Origin of the sequence: Serratia sp. PGPR-27, assembly GCF_022678525.1 — a bacterium.
GTDB lineage: Bacteria > Pseudomonadota > Gammaproteobacteria > Enterobacterales > Enterobacteriaceae > Serratia > Serratia nematodiphila.
Map to the genome: position 1 here is coordinate 30866 of NZ_JALBYS010000025.1, position 14646 is coordinate 45511.

The window sequence follows — 14646 nt, forward strand, 5'->3', positions numbered from 1 at the left end:
ACCCTGTTATCCACGCCGGATCCTGCGAACGCGCGCAAAGGATCTCACGGGGATCCTTGCGATTTCACCCCGAGTCCGTATAATCTTCGCCCTACGTGTGATACCTGGTTCCTTATGGTGCGTCATTAGCCAGACAGGATTCTGCGGTGACCACGGGCCAAGAGCGGATTTTGTTCCGTTATTGGCAGACAACCAGGTAGGCTGGCGCGATGCGAATTGACTCAGGACTGTACAATTATTACAATCCCGCTTCTTTATGTATTGCGATTGAGGCGTCGGTCATCTTCACGCCGAGTAGCCAAACGCGTTTACTGATCAGTAATTATTTTAAGTTTAGGTAGAAATCGCTATGAAACGCACTTTCCAACCGTCCGTATTGAAGCGCAACCGTAGCCACGGTTTCCGTGCTCGTATGGCCACCAAAAATGGTCGTCAAGTTCTGGCCCGCCGTCGTGCGAAAGGCCGTGCTCGTCTGACTGTTTCTAAGTAATAAAGCTAACCCGCTGAGTGGTTAAGCTCGCTTTTCCCAGGGAGTTACGTTTGTTAACTCCCACTCATTTCACTTTCGTCTTCCAGCAGCCACAACGGGCTGGCACGCCGCAAATCACCATCCTCGGCCGCCTGAACCAGCTGGGGCATCCCCGCATCGGTCTTACCGTCGCCAAAAAACACGTCAAACGCGCGCACGAGCGTAATCGGATCAAACGCCTAACCCGCGAAAGCTTCCGCCTGCGCCAGCACGAATTACCGGCGATGGATTTTGTCGTGGTGGCCAAAAAGGGGATAGCGGATTTGGATAACCGCGCGCTGACGGAAGCTTTGGATAAATTATGGCGTCGCCACTGTCGCCAGGCTCCCGCATCCTGATCGGGCTGGTGCGGGCCTATCAGCTCGTCATCAGCCCGCTGCTAGGGCCTCGTTGTCGCTTCCAGCCGACATGCTCTCATTACGCAATTGAGGCATTAAGCAGGTTTGGCATGATAAAAGGCAGTTGGTTAGCATTGAAACGCGTATTAAAATGCCACCCTTTGAACCCAGGTGGCGATGATCCGGTGCCGCCAAAAACCGACGATAACAGAGAACACTAACGATGGATTCGCAACGCAATCTTCTTCTCATCGCTCTGCTGTTCGTGTCTTTCATGATCTGGCAGGCATGGCAAACGGACAACGCTCCGCAGCCGGCCGCACAGACCACGCAACAGACTTCGAACGCAGTAGCCGGTGATGCCGCCAGCCAGGCCGTGCCAGCCAGTGGTCAGGGTAAGCTGATTACCGTGAACACCGACGTGCTGTCACTGACCATCAACACCCGTGGTGGCGATATCGAGCAGGCTAAACTGTTGGCCTACCCGGATACTCTGGGTTCATCGACTCCGTTCCAACTGCTGGAAACCACCCCGTCGTTCGTCTATCAGGCGCAAAGCGGCCTGACCGGTAAAAACGGCCCGGACAACCCGGCCAACGGCGAACGCCCGCTGTACCAAGCGGCGCAAGACAGCTACACCCTGCCGGAAGGCCAGGACGAGCTGCGCATCCCGTTGACCTACACCGGTAAAGACGGCGCGATCTACACCAAGACCTTCGTGCTCAAACGCAACCACTATGCGGTCGGCGTGGATTACAGCATCGACAACAAAGGCGCGACGCCGCTGGAGCTGACCCTGTTCGGCCAGCTGAAGCAGACCACCGAATTGCCTAAGCACCGTGACACCGGCAGCAGCAACTTCGCGCTGCATACCTTCCGCGGCGCGGCGTACTCGTCCAGCGAGGACAAGTACCAGAAATACGCGTTCGACAAAGACGAAAACCTGAGCGTCACCACCAAAGACGGTTGGGTTGCGATGCTGCAACAGTACTTCGCCACCGCGTGGGTGCCGGCGACCAAGGGTGACAACACCTTCTACACCGCCAAACCGGGTGACAACCTGTCCACCATCGGCTTCAAATCTACGCCGGTCGTGGTGCAGCCGGGCGCTCAGCAACAGCTGAACGCCACCCTGTGGGTCGGCCCGGAGCTGCAGGACCAGATGGCCCAGCTGGCGCCACACCTGGATCTGACCGTGGATTACGGTTGGCTGTGGTTCATCTCCCAGCCGCTGTTCAAACTGCTGAAGTTCATCCACGGCTTTATCGGCAACTGGGGCTTCTCCATCATCATCATCACCTTCATCGTGCGCGGCATCATGTACCCGCTGACCAAGGCGCAGTACACCTCGATGGCGAAAATGCGCATGCTGCAGCCGAAGCTGCAGGCGATGCGCGAGCGCATCGGCGATGACAAACAGCGCATGAGCCAAGAGATGATGGCGCTGTACAAGGCGGAGAAAGTGAACCCGCTCGGCGGCTGTCTGCCGCTGATCATTCAGATGCCGATCTTCCTGGCGCTGTACTACATGCTGATGGGTTCGGTCGAGCTGCGCCACGCGCCGTTCGCCCTGTGGATCCATGACCTGTCGGCGCAGGACCCGTACTACATCCTGCCAATCCTGATGGGCGTGACGATGTTCTTCATTCAGAAGATGTCGCCGACCACCGTGACTGACCCGATGCAGCAGAAAATCATGACCTTCATGCCGGTGATCTTCACAGTGTTCTTCCTGTGGTTCCCGTCCGGTCTGGTGCTGTACTACATCGTCAGCAACCTGGTGACCATCCTGCAGCAGCAGCTGATTTACCGTGGTCTGGAAAAACGCGGTCTGCACAGCCGCGACAAGAAAAAAAGCTAAGCGTAGTGTAGGGGTTCGGCGCGCCGACCCTTGCAGTCACACCAAAGGCGGTCATTAGACCGCCTTTTTGCATCTTAATCGTCAGAGAGAACCGTTATGAGCACCACCGATACCATCGTAGCCCAAGCCACCCCGCCGGGACGCGGCGGCGTCGGCATTCTGCGCATTTCCGGAAGCAAGGCCAAAGACGTCGCTCAGGCGTTGCTCGGCAAGCTGCCGAAGCCGCGCTACGCTGACTATCTGCCGTTCCGCGACGCCGCCGGCGCCACCCTCGATCAGGGCATCGCGCTGTGGTTTCCGGGGCCAAACTCCTTTACCGGCGAAGACGTGCTGGAGCTGCAGGGCCACGGCGGGCCGGTGATCCTCGATCTGCTGCTCAAGCGCGTGCTGGCGCTGCCCGACGTGCGCATCGCCCGGCCCGGCGAGTTCTCCGAGCGCGCGTTTCTCAACGACAAACTCGATCTGGCGCAGGCCGAAGCGATCGCCGATCTGATCGACGCCAGCTCCGAGCAGGCGGCACGTTCGGCGATGAACTCGCTGCAGGGCGCATTTTCCATCCGCATCCACCAGCTCGTGGAAGCGCTCACTCACCTGCGAATCTACGTGGAAGCGGCGATCGACTTCCCGGACGAGGAAATCGACTTCCTGTCCGACGGTAAAATCGAGGCGCAGCTCAACGACGTGATGGCGGATCTGGACAGCGTGCGCGGCGAAGCGCGCCAGGGCAGCCTGCTGCGCGAAGGGATGAAGGTGGTGATCGCCGGGCGCCCCAACGCCGGTAAATCCAGCCTGCTCAATGCGTTGGCCGGGCGTGAGGCGGCGATCGTCACCGATATCGCCGGCACCACCCGCGACGTCTTGCGCGAACATATCCATATCGACGGCATGCCGCTGCACATTATCGACACCGCCGGCCTGCGCGACGCCAGCGACGAAGTGGAGCGTATCGGCATCGAACGTGCCTGGAACGAGATCGAACAAGCCGACAGGGTGCTGTTTATGGTGGACGGCACCACCACCGCCGCCACCGAGCCGGCGGAGATCTGGCCGGAGTTTATGGCGCGCCTGCCGGCAACGCTGCCGATCACCGTGGTGCGCAACAAAGCCGACATCACCGGTGAAACGCTGGGCCTGACGGAAGTGAATAACCACTCACTTATTCGCCTGTCGGCCCGCACTGGCGAAGGCGTCGATGTGCTGCGCGATCATCTGAAACAGAGCATGGGCTTCACCAGCAACATGGAAGGCGGCTTCCTGGCGCGCCGTCGCCACCTGCAGGCGCTGGAACTGGCGGCGCAGCATCTGGTGCAGGGCAAAGAACAGTTAGTGAGCGCTTACGCGGGCGAACTGCTGGCCGAGGAACTGCGCCAGGCGCAGCTGGCCTTGAGCGAAATCACCGGCGAATTCACCTCCGACGACCTGCTGGGCCGCATCTTCTCCAGCTTCTGTATCGGGAAATAACGCGCTGCCAGAGGCCTTCACGGCCGGGATAAGCCCTTGTTCCGGCCGTTTTTCTTTCCCGCTCTCGCTCTGCGCGCTGGCTCACAGCGCCGCTGCAACTGCCCGCGATATACTGGACGGTCAGGTGTCTTTCTCAGGAACGAGTCAACATGGCGTTAACCCTCAAGGTATTGCTGGAAAACCGCCGCGCCGCCGGCGCCAACCCGCTATTGCAGGCCAAGGCCGGGTTAAGCCTGCTGATTGAGGACGAGACGACCTCCATACTGTTCGACACCGGCCCCGACGACAGCTTCCTGCGCAATGCGGCGCTGATGAGCGTCGATCTCTCCCGCATCACCGCGACGGTGCTCTCCCACGGCCACTATGACCACTGCGGCGGCGTCGCCTGGCTGCCGGACAACAGCCGCATCATCTGCCACCCGCAGGTCGGCGATGAGCGCTATGCGGCGCTGAAGGTGCTGGGCCACACCCGCAAAATCAAAAAGCTCTCTTTGGACATCGACTACTCACGCCACCGCATGCACTACAGCCGCGAGCCGCTGGCGATCGGCGATCGCTTTATGTGGTCAGGTGAAATCGCCGTGCCCGCACCGCGCGCCTACGGGGTGATTACCGGGGAAAACGCGGCGGTGGATTACGTTATCGACGAAGGGGTGCTGATTTACAAATCGGATCGCGGTCTGGTGATCGTGACCGGCTGCGGGCATCGCGGGATCGTGAATATCGTGCGCCACTGCCAGAAAATCACCGGAATCGATCGGATCCACGCCTTAATTGGTGGTTTTCATCTGCGTTGCGCTTCCCCGCGCACGCTCTGGCGCGTGCGCCGTTTTTTACGGCAGCACCAGCCGGAAAAGATCATGGGCTGCCACTGTACCGGCGCGTGGGGCCGGCTATGGCTGCCGGAAGGTATCGCGCCGGCCACCGGCGATAGCTGGATCCTGGAATAACGCCTGTGCCGCTCATCACTGAGATCGGCAACAAATCGGATAAAACGCATAGTGTTTTTTGATGATAAATCCTCAACTTAGTCTTAATCTAACACCCCTGCGTTCTTAGCGACCCTCTGTCATGGAGCGAACAATGGCGTGTCATTTTGCCCGATGGACCCCGGCCTCCGCTGTCCTGGATACCCAGAGACTCGCCGACGAAGTGATAGCCGCCACCCGCACCTTTTCCGTTAAGCGCCGCACGCGCTACCTGCAAGGGCGCATTCTGCTCGCCGAAATGATGTTCTACCTGTACGGCCTGCCGACGCTGCCACCCATCGCCACCACACCCACCGGCCGCCCCTGCTTCGCCGATCATCAGCTGCCCGATTTTAGCCTCGCCTATGCCAGCAACACCGTGGGCGTGCTGCTCAGCGACGAAGGCAAAGTCGGACTGGATATCGAAGTGATGCGGGCGCGCGGCAGCCGGCAAAGCGCGCTGCAGAACGCGCACCAGACGCCGGCGGAAAGCGCCTGGATCGGCGCGCAGGACGATCGGCTGGAGGCGGAGACTCAGCTGTGGAGCATTCGGCAAAGCGTGCTGAAAATTTCCGGCCTCGGCAACAGCGGCCAGTCTACGCTGCGTCTGCATCCCTTCTCCGGCCACCTGCGTTCCAGCGCCACGCCGGACGTTCAGGTGATGAGCGATGCCGACGAATATCTGAGCTGGGCCTGCGCCGGCAGCCCCGGGCTGGATCGCCTGCTGTGCTGGCGCTACGAAGAGCGCGGCGGCCTGCACAAAGACGGGGAAATCTCGCCGCGCAGCCCGGCGGCATCCTCACGCTTCGTTAAACTGACGGGCCTGAAGACGCCAGGTTGACGCGGCGCAAAGCGGATAACGCGATCTTTACCGCACCAGTTACTGGATTAAATTGTAAAGACAGCTAAATGTTGAGCAATCGCCTATTCTCGACCCGCGCTTTAGCCTACTATTCGCCCATGTTGTACGCTGAATCTGCTCATTCGAAAGGGAGAATCACCATGTCAGACCAAGCCTTAAAAATCGTCACTCTACTCGGCAGCCTGCGCAAAGGCTCCTACAACGCCATGGTGGCCCGCGCCCTGCCTGGCCTGGCCCCGCAGGGCGTCACCATTGAAGCGCTGCCCTCCATCCGCGATATCCCGCTGTACGACGCCGACATGCAACAGGGTGAAGGCTTCCCTGCCGCGGTCGAGGCGATCGCCGAGCAGATCCGCCAGGCCGACGGCGTGATCATCGTCACCCCTGAATATAACTATTCCGTACCCGGCGGGTTGAAGAACGCCATCGACTGGCTGTCTCGCGTACCGAATCAGCCGCTGGCCGGCAAGCCGGTCGCCATTCAAACCAGCTCAATGGGGCCGATCGGCGGCGCGCGCTGCCAATACCATCTGCGCCAGATCCTGGTGTTCCTCGATGCGATGGTAATGAACAAGCCTGAGTTTATGGGCGGCGTGATCCAGAGCAAGGTCGATGAACAGGCCGGTGAACTGAGCGATCAGGGAACGCTGGATTTCCTGACCGGCCAGCTGTCCGCGTTCAGCGATTTTATTCGCCGCGTGGAGTGAAGGTCTCGCGGCGCCCGCTGGGCGCCGCAACAGGACATGACGTCCGTCAATTTATTGAAATTAAAGCCATAGCATCATGTATTTTTTCATTTTAGCGTTATTTTTCGTTTCCATCACCAGTCCCGCTTTCGCCGCAGACATGCGTTATCCCGCCGGTGAAGAGCCGCTGGAGCTGCCGGCGCACAGCGCGCTCAACGCCCAACTGTCGCGTTCCGCGCAAACCCAGGAAGACAAAAAGCTCGGCGCCATGTCGCTGTACCTGACGCTGATGCGCGAAGACGGCCGCAACGTCTGGGCGCCCTACCAGCTGGCGGTGTCGTCGGCGGAGAAAGGGCAAACCGAACTGGCGGAGCGTTACCTGCAGCTGAGCGCCGACCGCGGCCTGTGGTACTACTACAACCTGCTGGAGGACGACGCCTTCAACAGCATCCAACACTCCGCCACTTACCAATCCATTTTGGCCGTCACCAAAGCGCGCTATCTGCAGCACGCCCGTCAGTATGAAGGCAAAGCCAGCTACGCGGTGCCGGACGGCGAAGCGCCGCCCGCAGGCTGGCCAACGGTGATCTTCCTGCATACCTACGGCAAAGCCGCCGCCATCAGCCCCGAGGAGCGGCTGCTGTTCGGCGAAATGGGCGTGGCCTACATCGAGATCAACGGCACGCAGATGCTGTCGGAAAACAGCTTCCGCTGGTCAAATTACAGCGACGAGAGCACCCAAACCACCCTGCAGCGCACGGTGCAACAGCTGGCTCCGCAGCTAAAGCTGGATCCCCGGCGGATTTACCTCAGTGCCCGCGGCCAGGGCGCGTTGCACGCCGCCAACCTGATCGCGAAGTACCCGCAGTTTTACGCCGGCGCGCTCCTGATCGCCCCCCACGGCGAGATCAAGCCGGCCCAGCAGTCGCTGGCGGCGAAAAAGAAAATCGTGATGGCGTATTACGATCGGCAGACCTTCAGCGAGCAGGCGCTGGCGCTACATTTCGCCAATCTGTTCGGGGAGGAGAATCAGGTGCAGACGCTGCACTTCGCCCAGGGAGAGGATGCCGCCGGCAGCTGGCAGGCGCGCTTCAGGCGGCCGTTGCAGTGGGTGTTGGATCAGGCGCCGGATGCGACGCCGGGCGTCTAGGGATTCAGGGCCGACCGCCGTCGGCCCTTTGGCTGTCAATGGCCGTCGACGAAGACGATCTTCAGCACGAACAGCAGCGCCACCACCACCACGCACGGGCTGATTTCACGCCAGCGGCCGGTACCCAGCTTCATCACGCAGTAGGAGATAAAGCCGAGCGCGATGCCCTCGGTGATCGAGAAGCTGAACGGCATCATCACCGCGGTGACAAACGCCGGCACCGCTTCGGTCAGATCGTCCCACTTCACCCGCGCCAGGCTGGAGGTCATCAGCACGCCGACGTAGATCAGCGCACCGGCGGCGGCGTAAGCCGGCACCATGCCCGCCAGCGGCGACAGGAAGATCACCAGCAGGAACAGCAGGCCGGTGACCACCGCCGTCAAACCGGTACGGCCGCCGACGGCGACGCCAGATGAGCTTTCGATATAAGCGGTCACGGAAGAGGTGCCAGCCAACGAACCGGCCACTGAGCTGATGCTGTCAACGTACAGCGCCTGCTTCATGCGTGGGAACTTGCCCTGGTTGTCGGTCAGACCGGCTTTATCGGTGACGCCGATCAGGGTGCCGGAGGAGTCGAACAGGTTCACCAGCATAAACGAGAAGATGACCCCGGCCAGCCCGATGTCCAGCGCGCCGGCCACGTCGACCTGGCCCACCACCGAGGTAATGCTCGGCGGCAGCGAAAACAAACCGCCGTATTTCACGTCGCCCAGCATCCAGCCGATCAGGGTAGTGACCACGATCGACACCAGCACCGCCGCATGGAAGTTACGCGAAGAGAGCACGGCGATGATAAAGAAGCCGAGCGCCCCCAGCAGCACGTTGTGCGAGGTCAGGCTGCCGATGGTCACCAGCGTGTCCGGGTTGGCCACCACGATGCCGGCGTTTTTCAGCCCCATCATGCCGATGAACAGACCGATGCCGCTGGTGATGCCGACCCGCAGGCTGACCGGAATGTTGGCGATCATCCAGTAGCGAATGCGGAAAATGGTCAGCAGCAGCAGGCCGACCGCGCCCCAGAAGATGGCGCCCATGCCCACCTGCCAGGAGATGCCCATCGCCCCGACCACCACGAAGGCGAAGAAAGCGTTCAGCCCCATCGCCGGCGCCAACGCCACCGGCAGGTTCGCCAGCAGGCCCATAAAGATGCTGCCGAAGGCGGCGATCAAACAGGTGGTGACAAATACCGCCTGGGTATCCATGCCCGCCGCGCCCAAAATTTGCGGGTTAACGAACACGATATACACCATGGTGAGGAAGGTGGTGATACCGGCAATCGTTTCCGTACGCGCCGTCGTGCCATGTTGCTTGAGTTTAAACACGCGCCCAAGCAAGCCTTGCTCAGCGTCAAGGCCAGATACTGGTTTGGTCATTATCAGAATTCCGAAAATGGGAATGGACAGTCGCCGGCTATCCTATAACAAAAAGTGGGGCTTTTGACGCCGGTCACAGGTTTTTTTCGCCGTCTTTACGGCTAAACGCGTCAACGGCTTGTATTTACAGGCATTCATTCTCCATCACAGCCCGCCGCGTTGCCGTTTGCCGGCACGGCCGATAAAATGGCCTATCACATCTCTTACCCTACCCGCTAAAAAACAGGAACCCGCATGTCTTCGACCTTTATCGATAAACTCGCGTTGATCGCGCTGAAAGATGACAAAGTGGCGCTGGTGCGCTCGCACAACAAGACGCTGTTTTATGTACCGGGCGGAAAGCGCGAAGCGGGTGAAACCGATGAGCAGGCGCTGTGCCGCGAAATCGACGAAGAGCTGACCGTTGCGCTGCAGCCGCAATCCATCGCGTTTTACGGCGAGTTCTCCGGCCCGGCGGACGGCAAGCAGGACGGCACCCAGGTGCGCATTCGTTGCTACCAGGCCGACTTTACCGGGCAGTTGCAGCCGGCCGCCGAAATCGCCGAGCTGAAGTGGTGCGACAGCCGCGATCTGCCGCAGTGTTCACACGTCGCCGCGCTGATTTTGCACGATCTCAAGGCGCGTAGCCTGATCAAGTGATCGCTGAGCGGCCTCAGCGGCGTTAACCCGAAGGAACCTGTCCCGCATGAATCAGATTGACTGCATTTTGTTCGACTGCGACGGCACGCTGGTGGACAGCGAAGTGCTGTGCAGCAAAGCCTATGTGCACATGTTCGCCCGCTACGGCATTCATCTGTCGCTGGAAGAGGTGTTCAAGAAATACAAAGGGGTGAAGCTGTACGAGATCATCGATCGAGTCAACGCCGAGCAGGGCACTGACCTGGCAAAAGAGACGCTGGAGCCGCTGTATCGGCAGGAAGTGGCGCGGCTGTTCGACAGCGAGCTGCAGCAGATTGCCGGCGCCCGCGAGCTGCTGGCGCAGGTGACGGTACCTGTCTGCACCGTCTCCAACGGGCCGGTCAGCAAGATGCAGCACTCGCTCGGCCTGACCGGCATGCTGCCTTATTTTGATGACCGGTTGTTCAGCGGCTATGACATTCAGCGCTGGAAGCCGGATCCGGCGATCGTGTTTCACGCCGCCGAACAGATGCAGGTGCCGGTGACGCACTGCATCCTGGTGGACGATTCACCCGCCGGCGCGCAGGCCGGCATCAATGCCGGCATCCCGGTCTTTTACTTCTGCGCCGATCCGCATAACCCGCCGATCGATCACCCGCTGGTGACGACGTTTGACGACCTGGCTCAATTGCCCGCGCTGTGGCGCGAACGCGGCTGGCGGCTGACGGCCGATTAACTGGCCGGCAACGGCGGCTTGTTGCGCCACCAGCGCCAGGACCGCTTCAGCGCGCGGGTTTGCGCGCCGAAGCGGCGGTTGACCGCATTGGCCAGCAGATCGAGCGCCAGGCAGAACACGAAATAGACCAGCGCCACGAACAGGAACACTTCCATCGGGTAGACCATGCTGCGGTTGTTGACCTGGGTCGCCAGGAAGGTCAGTTCGCCAACGCCGACGATATAAGCCAGCGAGGTGTCTTTGATCAGGGAGATCCACTGGTTGATGAACGACGGCACCATCATGCGCAGCGCCTGCGGCAGCACGATCATGCGCAGCGTCTGCCAGCGGGTCAGCCCCAGAGAAAGCCCGGCCTGCCACTGGCCGGGGCCGATGGCGGCGATGCCGGCTTTCACCGCATGGGCCAGATAGGCCGAGGCGATCAGCGCCAGCGCGCACACGACGGTGGTGATTTCCGGGATCTCGACGCCAAACACCATTGGCAGCAGGAAATAGGTCCAGAAGATCAGCATGATGACCGGAATGGCGCGGAAAAAGCCCAACACCGCCGCCAGCAGCCCGGCGGCGATGCCGCGCGACATCGCCAGCGCCACGCCGAGCAGGGTGCCGAGCACCGCCGAGGCCACGCCGGCCATCAGGCTGATCGCCAACGTCAACGCCGCGCCGCCCAACGGCCCGTCCGGCCAGGTGCCCCACAGCAGGTAACCCAGGTTGTCGTGAATCACGCTGAAATCCATCTCAATGTCCTCCCAGCGGTTTACGCTGTTGTCGCCACATGCCCCAGCCTTCCAGCAGCGCGATGATGGCGATATACAGTACCGTCGCCACACCGAACGCCTGGAAAGTGCGCAGGGTTTCGGTTTCGACCTGACGCGAGGCGTAAGAGAGTTCGGCCACGCCGATCGCCATGGTCAGCGACGAGTTCTTGATCACGTTCATGTATTGCCCCAGCAGCGGCGGCAGCGCGATTTTCAGCGCCTGCGGCAACACCACGTAGCGCATCGCCTGCCAGCCGGTCAGCCCCAGCGCCTGAGCGGCATATTTCTGCCCGCCGGCGACGCCGCGAATGCCGGAACGGATCTCTTCGGCGATAAAGGCGGTGGAGTAGAGCGTCAGGCCGAAGAAACCGGCGAGAAACTCAAACGACGGCCACTCAAGCGGGCCGATCTGATGGGCGCTGTTCAGCCACTGCATGGCGGCGGACGGCAAGATCTGGCCGGCGGCGAAGTACCAGAAGAACAGCTGCACCAGCAGCGGCGTATTGCGAAACAGCGAGCTGTAGCCCATCGCCAGCCAGCGCAACGGCCGCAGGCTGCTGTCGCGCATCGCCGCCAGCACGAAGCCCAGCAGCGTGGCCGCCAGGCCCGCGCAGGCGGAAAGCCACAGCGTCAGCAGAAAGCCGTGCCACAGCCAGCTCAGGTATTGCGGCGCCAGCAGCCAGTCCAGGTTCATGTTCAATCCTTGTCTTGCAGAATGCATCAGGGGCGCAGCAAGCTGCGCCCCTCCGTACCGATCTCACCGCGCGCGGTTAAATCAGGCTTTCGGTTGCTGATCCAAAGGCGCGATTTTGAAATCGCCGCGCGGCTGGGCGGATTGGGTTTCCGGCCCGAACCAGCGATCGTAAATCTTAACCGCTTCACCGTCTTTTTCCAGCTTGATCAGCGTCTCGTTCACCGCGGCGGTCAGGCGATCTTCGCCCTTGGGAATGCCGACGCCCTGATACTCTTTGGTCAGGCTGAACGGCGAAATTTCAAACTCCGCCTTTTGCGCTGCCGGCAGGTTGCCGAGCAGGCCGACCAGCTTGGCGTCGTCCTGAGTGATCGCCTGCACGTTGCCGTTACGCAGTGCCACGAACGCCAGCGGGGTATCATCGTAGGAGATCACTTTCGCCGTCGGGAAACGCTCGCGCAGGGTGATTTCCTGCACCGTGCCCTTATCCGCGCCGATGCGCAGCTTCTTGATGTCTTCCGGCGTTTTCAATACGCCTTTGCGGGCGATGAATTTCTGGCCGGTGGCGAAATACGGCACGCTGAAGTTCACTTCCTTGGCGCGCTCGTCGGTAATGGTGAAGTTGGCGGCAATCAGGTCAACCTTCTTCGACACCAGCAGCGGAATGCGGTTGGCCGGGTTGGTGGCGCGCAGCTCCACTTTCACCCCCAGCGCTTTGCCGATCGCGTCGGCGACATCCACATCGTAGCCCACCAGCTTCTTGCTCTGCGGATCGATGTAACCGAACGGCGGATTGCTGTCGAACACCGCGATGCGCACCACGCCGGCTTGCTTGATATCGTCAAGTTTGTCCGCGTGCGCGGCGCCGGCGGCGAAACCGGTCAGACTGGCTAACAACGTTAAGGCCAAAGCGCGATGTTTCATAGAAAGCTCCTAAGTGGTTGATGTCCTGCTGGCGGATAAGCTAGCAAGCGCCACATAGGTCAGGAAATAATATAAAAAGCTATATTTATAACCTTTTTATCTTTACGCGCTTAAGATGGAATAAAGGCGCGGGAAACCGCGCCTTGGAAGGATATTACCCGGAAAGGGTTAGTCGTCTTTTTCGTCTTTACCGCCCGGAGACAGCAGCTTTTCCAGGGCGTCGCCGCCCAAATGACGGAAATCCTGTCCTTTGACGAAATAGAAGATAAATTCGCAGATATTCTGGCAGCGATCGCCGATACGCTCGATAGAACGGGCGCAGAACAGCGCGGTCAGCACGCTCGGAATGGTGCGCGAATCTTCCATCATGTAGGTCATCAGCTGACGCACGATGCCTTCATATTCCTGGTCGACCTTTTTATCTTCCCGGTAAATACGGATCGCCTCGTCCAGATCCATGCGCGCGAACGCGTCCAGCACGTCGTGCAGCATCTGCACGGTGTGGCGCCCCAGCGACTCCAGGCTGACCAGCAGCGGCTGGTGCTGGTGCGAGAACTTCTCCAGCGCGGTGCGGCAGATCTTGTCCGCCACGTCGCCGATGCGTTCCAGTTCGGAAATGGTTTTGATGATCGCCATCACCAGACGCAGATCGCTGGCGGTCGGCTGGCGCTTGGCGATAATGCGCACGCAGGCTTCGTCGATCGCCACTTCCATCATGTTGACCTTGGCGTCGCCTTCGATCACGCGCTTGGCCAGCTCGCCATCCTGATTGTGCATCGCGGTGATGGCGTCGGTCAGCTGCTGCTCCACCAGCCCGCCCATGGTCAGCACCTGGGTGCGGATATGCTCGAGCTCTGCGTTGAACTGGCCGGAAATGTGTTTGTTTAAATTCAGGTTATCCATGATGCTTCCTATCAACCATAACGGCCAGTGATGTAGTCTTCAGTCTGCTTTTTCTGCGGCGCAGTGAACAGGTTATCAGTATCACTGAACTCGATCAGCTCGCCCAGATACATAAATGCGGTAGAGTCGGAGCAGCGCGCCGCCTGCTGCATGTTGTGCGTCACAATCACCACGGTGTAATCGGCCTTCAGTTCGCTGATCAGCTCTTCAATCTTGCCGGTGGAGATCGGATCCAGCGCCGAGCAAGGCTCATCCAGCAACAGCACTTCCGGACGAATGGCGATGCCGCGGGCGATGCACAGACGCTGCTGCTGGCCGCCGGAGAGGCTGTAGCCGCTCTGGTGCAGCTTGTCCTTGGTTTCGTTCCACAGCGCCGCCTTGGTCAGCGCCCACTGCACGCGCTCGTCCATATCGGCGCGCGACAGCTTTTCAAACAGGCGAACGCCGAAGGCGATGTTGTCGTAAATCGACATCGGGAACGGCGTCGGCTTTTGGAACACCATGCCGACCTTGGCGCGCAGCAGCGCGATATCCGAGTTGTCGGTCAGGATGTTCTGGCCGTCCAGCAGGATGCCGCCTTCCGCACGCTGTTCCGGGTACAGCTGGTACATCTTGTTGAAGGTGCGCAGCAGGGTGGATTTGCCGCAGCCGGACGGGCCGATAAACGCGGTGACCTTGTTCTTGGCGATATCCAGCGTGATGTTCTTCAGCGCATGGAATTTGCCGTAGTAGAAGTTCAGATCGCGTACCTGAATTTTGCTGCTGGAAGCGTCAGTAACCATACTCAT

General features: G+C 60.3%; 17 protein-coding genes. 11 read left to right on the top strand and 6 right to left on the bottom strand.

Annotated elements, in window-relative coordinates; translation table 11 throughout:
- The first annotated feature begins 349 nt into the window (after window positions 1-349).
- The 9 genes from rpmH (at window position 350) to MMS95_RS14970 (ending at window position 7855) form a co-directional block, all read left to right on the top strand.
- On the top strand, window positions 350-490 hold the full coding sequence (gene rpmH, locus MMS95_RS14930; protein WP_000831330.1) for a 50S ribosomal protein L34: 141 nt from the start codon (window positions 350-352) through the stop codon (window positions 488-490).
- A 17-nt stretch (window positions 491-507) separates the two neighbouring features.
- On the top strand, window positions 508-867 hold the full coding sequence (rnpA, locus tag MMS95_RS14935; RefSeq protein ID WP_004933883.1) for a ribonuclease P protein component: 360 nt from the start codon (window positions 508-510) through the stop codon (window positions 865-867).
- Window positions 831-1088, top strand: coding sequence for a membrane protein insertion efficiency factor YidD (yidD, locus tag MMS95_RS14940; RefSeq protein ID WP_004933881.1), 258 nt, complete (start codon window positions 831-833; stop codon window positions 1086-1088). The genes rnpA and yidD overlap by 37 nt, the downstream gene beginning before the upstream one ends.
- Before the next feature lie 2 nt (window positions 1089-1090).
- Entirely contained in the window at window positions 1091-2728 is a 1638-nt protein-coding gene (gene yidC / locus MMS95_RS14945) for a membrane protein insertase YidC (protein WP_004933876.1), read from the top strand.
- Window positions 2729-2824: 96 nt separating this feature from the next.
- The gene (gene mnmE, locus MMS95_RS14950) at window positions 2825-4189 is read left to right on the top strand and encodes a tRNA uridine-5-carboxymethylaminomethyl(34) synthesis GTPase MnmE (RefSeq protein ID WP_118892614.1); all 1365 of its coding nucleotides are present in this window, start codon (window positions 2825-2827) and stop codon (window positions 4187-4189) included.
- Window positions 4190-4338: 149 nt separating this feature from the next.
- Window positions 4339-5139 (top strand): MBL fold metallo-hydrolase, encoded by an 801-nt coding sequence (locus MMS95_RS14955; RefSeq protein WP_060558010.1) that lies wholly within the window; start codon window positions 4339-4341, stop codon window positions 5137-5139.
- 133 nt (window positions 5140-5272) lie between these two features.
- Window positions 5273-5998 (top strand): 4'-phosphopantetheinyl transferase superfamily protein, encoded by a 726-nt coding sequence (locus tag MMS95_RS14960; RefSeq protein WP_004933861.1) that lies wholly within the window; start codon window positions 5273-5275, stop codon window positions 5996-5998.
- A 161-nt stretch (window positions 5999-6159) separates the two neighbouring features.
- On the top strand, window positions 6160-6726 hold the full coding sequence (locus MMS95_RS14965) for an NADPH-dependent FMN reductase (RefSeq protein ID WP_004933859.1): 567 nt from the start codon (window positions 6160-6162) through the stop codon (window positions 6724-6726).
- 76 nt (window positions 6727-6802) lie between these two features.
- Window positions 6803-7855, top strand: coding sequence for a hypothetical protein (locus MMS95_RS14970; protein WP_099982548.1), 1053 nt, complete (start codon window positions 6803-6805; stop codon window positions 7853-7855).
- 35 nt (window positions 7856-7890) lie between these two features.
- On the opposite strand, the gene MMS95_RS14975 is transcribed toward MMS95_RS14970, so the two are convergent.
- Window positions 7891-9228 carry an NCS2 family permease gene (locus MMS95_RS14975; RefSeq protein WP_033631389.1) on the bottom strand — a complete coding sequence of 446 codons (1338 nt, stop codon included), beginning with the start codon at window positions 9226-9228 and terminating at the stop codon, window positions 7891-7893.
- A 234-nt stretch (window positions 9229-9462) separates the two neighbouring features.
- Here MMS95_RS14975 and MMS95_RS14980 point away from each other — a divergent pair, with 234 nt between their 5' ends.
- Both MMS95_RS14980 and yieH read left to right on the top strand, forming a co-directional pair.
- Window positions 9463-9867: an NUDIX domain-containing protein gene (locus MMS95_RS14980; protein ID WP_033631388.1), complete on the top strand. Its 405-nt coding sequence runs from the start codon at window positions 9463-9465 to the stop codon at window positions 9865-9867.
- 46 nt (window positions 9868-9913) lie between these two features.
- A complete protein-coding gene (gene yieH / locus MMS95_RS14985; protein ID WP_033631387.1) occupies window positions 9914-10582 on the top strand; it encodes a 6-phosphogluconate phosphatase in 669 nt (222 codons plus the stop codon).
- Here the strand turns inward: yieH and MMS95_RS14990 are convergent.
- The 5 genes from MMS95_RS14990 to pstB form a co-directional block, all read right to left on the bottom strand.
- Window positions 10579-11319, bottom strand: coding sequence for an amino acid ABC transporter permease (locus tag MMS95_RS14990; RefSeq protein WP_015376138.1), 741 nt, complete (start codon window positions 11317-11319; stop codon window positions 10579-10581). The two genes, yieH and MMS95_RS14990, sit on opposite strands and share 4 nt — an antisense overlap.
- A 1-nt stretch (window position 11320) precedes the next feature.
- Window positions 11321-12034 carry an amino acid ABC transporter permease gene (locus tag MMS95_RS14995; protein ID WP_015376137.1) on the bottom strand — a complete coding sequence of 238 codons (714 nt, stop codon included), beginning with the start codon at window positions 12032-12034 and terminating at the stop codon, window positions 11321-11323.
- Window positions 12035-12115: 81 nt separating this feature from the next.
- On the bottom strand, window positions 12116-12955 hold the full coding sequence (locus tag MMS95_RS15000) for an ABC transporter substrate-binding protein (protein WP_015376136.1): 840 nt from the start codon (window positions 12953-12955) through the stop codon (window positions 12116-12118).
- Window positions 12956-13123: 168 nt separating this feature from the next.
- On the bottom strand, window positions 13124-13858 hold the full coding sequence (gene phoU, locus MMS95_RS15005) for a phosphate signaling complex protein PhoU (RefSeq protein WP_004933833.1): 735 nt from the start codon (window positions 13856-13858) through the stop codon (window positions 13124-13126).
- Between the two features lie 11 nt (window positions 13859-13869).
- Window positions 13870-14646 (bottom strand): phosphate ABC transporter ATP-binding protein PstB, encoded by a 777-nt coding sequence (pstB, locus tag MMS95_RS15010; RefSeq protein WP_004933831.1) that lies wholly within the window; start codon window positions 14644-14646, stop codon window positions 13870-13872.

Coding starts and splice junctions, on each gene's coding strand:
- yieH (WP_033631387.1), top strand. CDS start 9,914: ATGAATCAGATTGACTGCATTTTGTTCGACTGCGACGGCACGCTGGTG.
- yidC (WP_004933876.1), top strand. CDS start 1,091: ATGGATTCGCAACGCAATCTTCTTCTCATCGCTCTGCTGTTCGTGTCT.
- pstB (WP_004933831.1), bottom strand. CDS start 14,646: ATGAGTATGGTTACTGACGCTTCCAGCAGCAAAATTCAGGTACGCGAT.
- MMS95_RS14975 (WP_033631389.1), bottom strand. CDS start 9,228: ATGACCAAACCAGTATCTGGCCTTGACGCTGAGCAAGGCTTGCTTGGG.
- MMS95_RS14990 (WP_015376138.1), bottom strand. CDS start 11,319: ATGGATTTCAGCGTGATTCACGACAACCTGGGTTACCTGCTGTGGGGC.
- phoU (WP_004933833.1), bottom strand. CDS start 13,858: ATGGATAACCTGAATTTAAACAAACACATTTCCGGCCAGTTCAACGCA.
- MMS95_RS14955 (WP_060558010.1), top strand. CDS start 4,339: ATGGCGTTAACCCTCAAGGTATTGCTGGAAAACCGCCGCGCCGCCGGC.
- MMS95_RS14970 (WP_099982548.1), top strand. CDS start 6,803: ATGTATTTTTTCATTTTAGCGTTATTTTTCGTTTCCATCACCAGTCCC.
- MMS95_RS14965 (WP_004933859.1), top strand. CDS start 6,160: ATGTCAGACCAAGCCTTAAAAATCGTCACTCTACTCGGCAGCCTGCGC.
- MMS95_RS14995 (WP_015376137.1), bottom strand. CDS start 12,034: ATGAACCTGGACTGGCTGCTGGCGCCGCAATACCTGAGCTGGCTGTGG.
- MMS95_RS14960 (WP_004933861.1), top strand. CDS start 5,273: ATGGCGTGTCATTTTGCCCGATGGACCCCGGCCTCCGCTGTCCTGGAT.
- mnmE (WP_118892614.1), top strand. CDS start 2,825: ATGAGCACCACCGATACCATCGTAGCCCAAGCCACCCCGCCGGGACGC.
- MMS95_RS15000 (WP_015376136.1), bottom strand. CDS start 12,955: ATGAAACATCGCGCTTTGGCCTTAACGTTGTTAGCCAGTCTGACCGGT.
- MMS95_RS14980 (WP_033631388.1), top strand. CDS start 9,463: ATGTCTTCGACCTTTATCGATAAACTCGCGTTGATCGCGCTGAAAGAT.
- yidD (WP_004933881.1), top strand. CDS start 831: ATGGCGTCGCCACTGTCGCCAGGCTCCCGCATCCTGATCGGGCTGGTG.
- rpmH (WP_000831330.1), top strand. CDS start 350: ATGAAACGCACTTTCCAACCGTCCGTATTGAAGCGCAACCGTAGCCAC.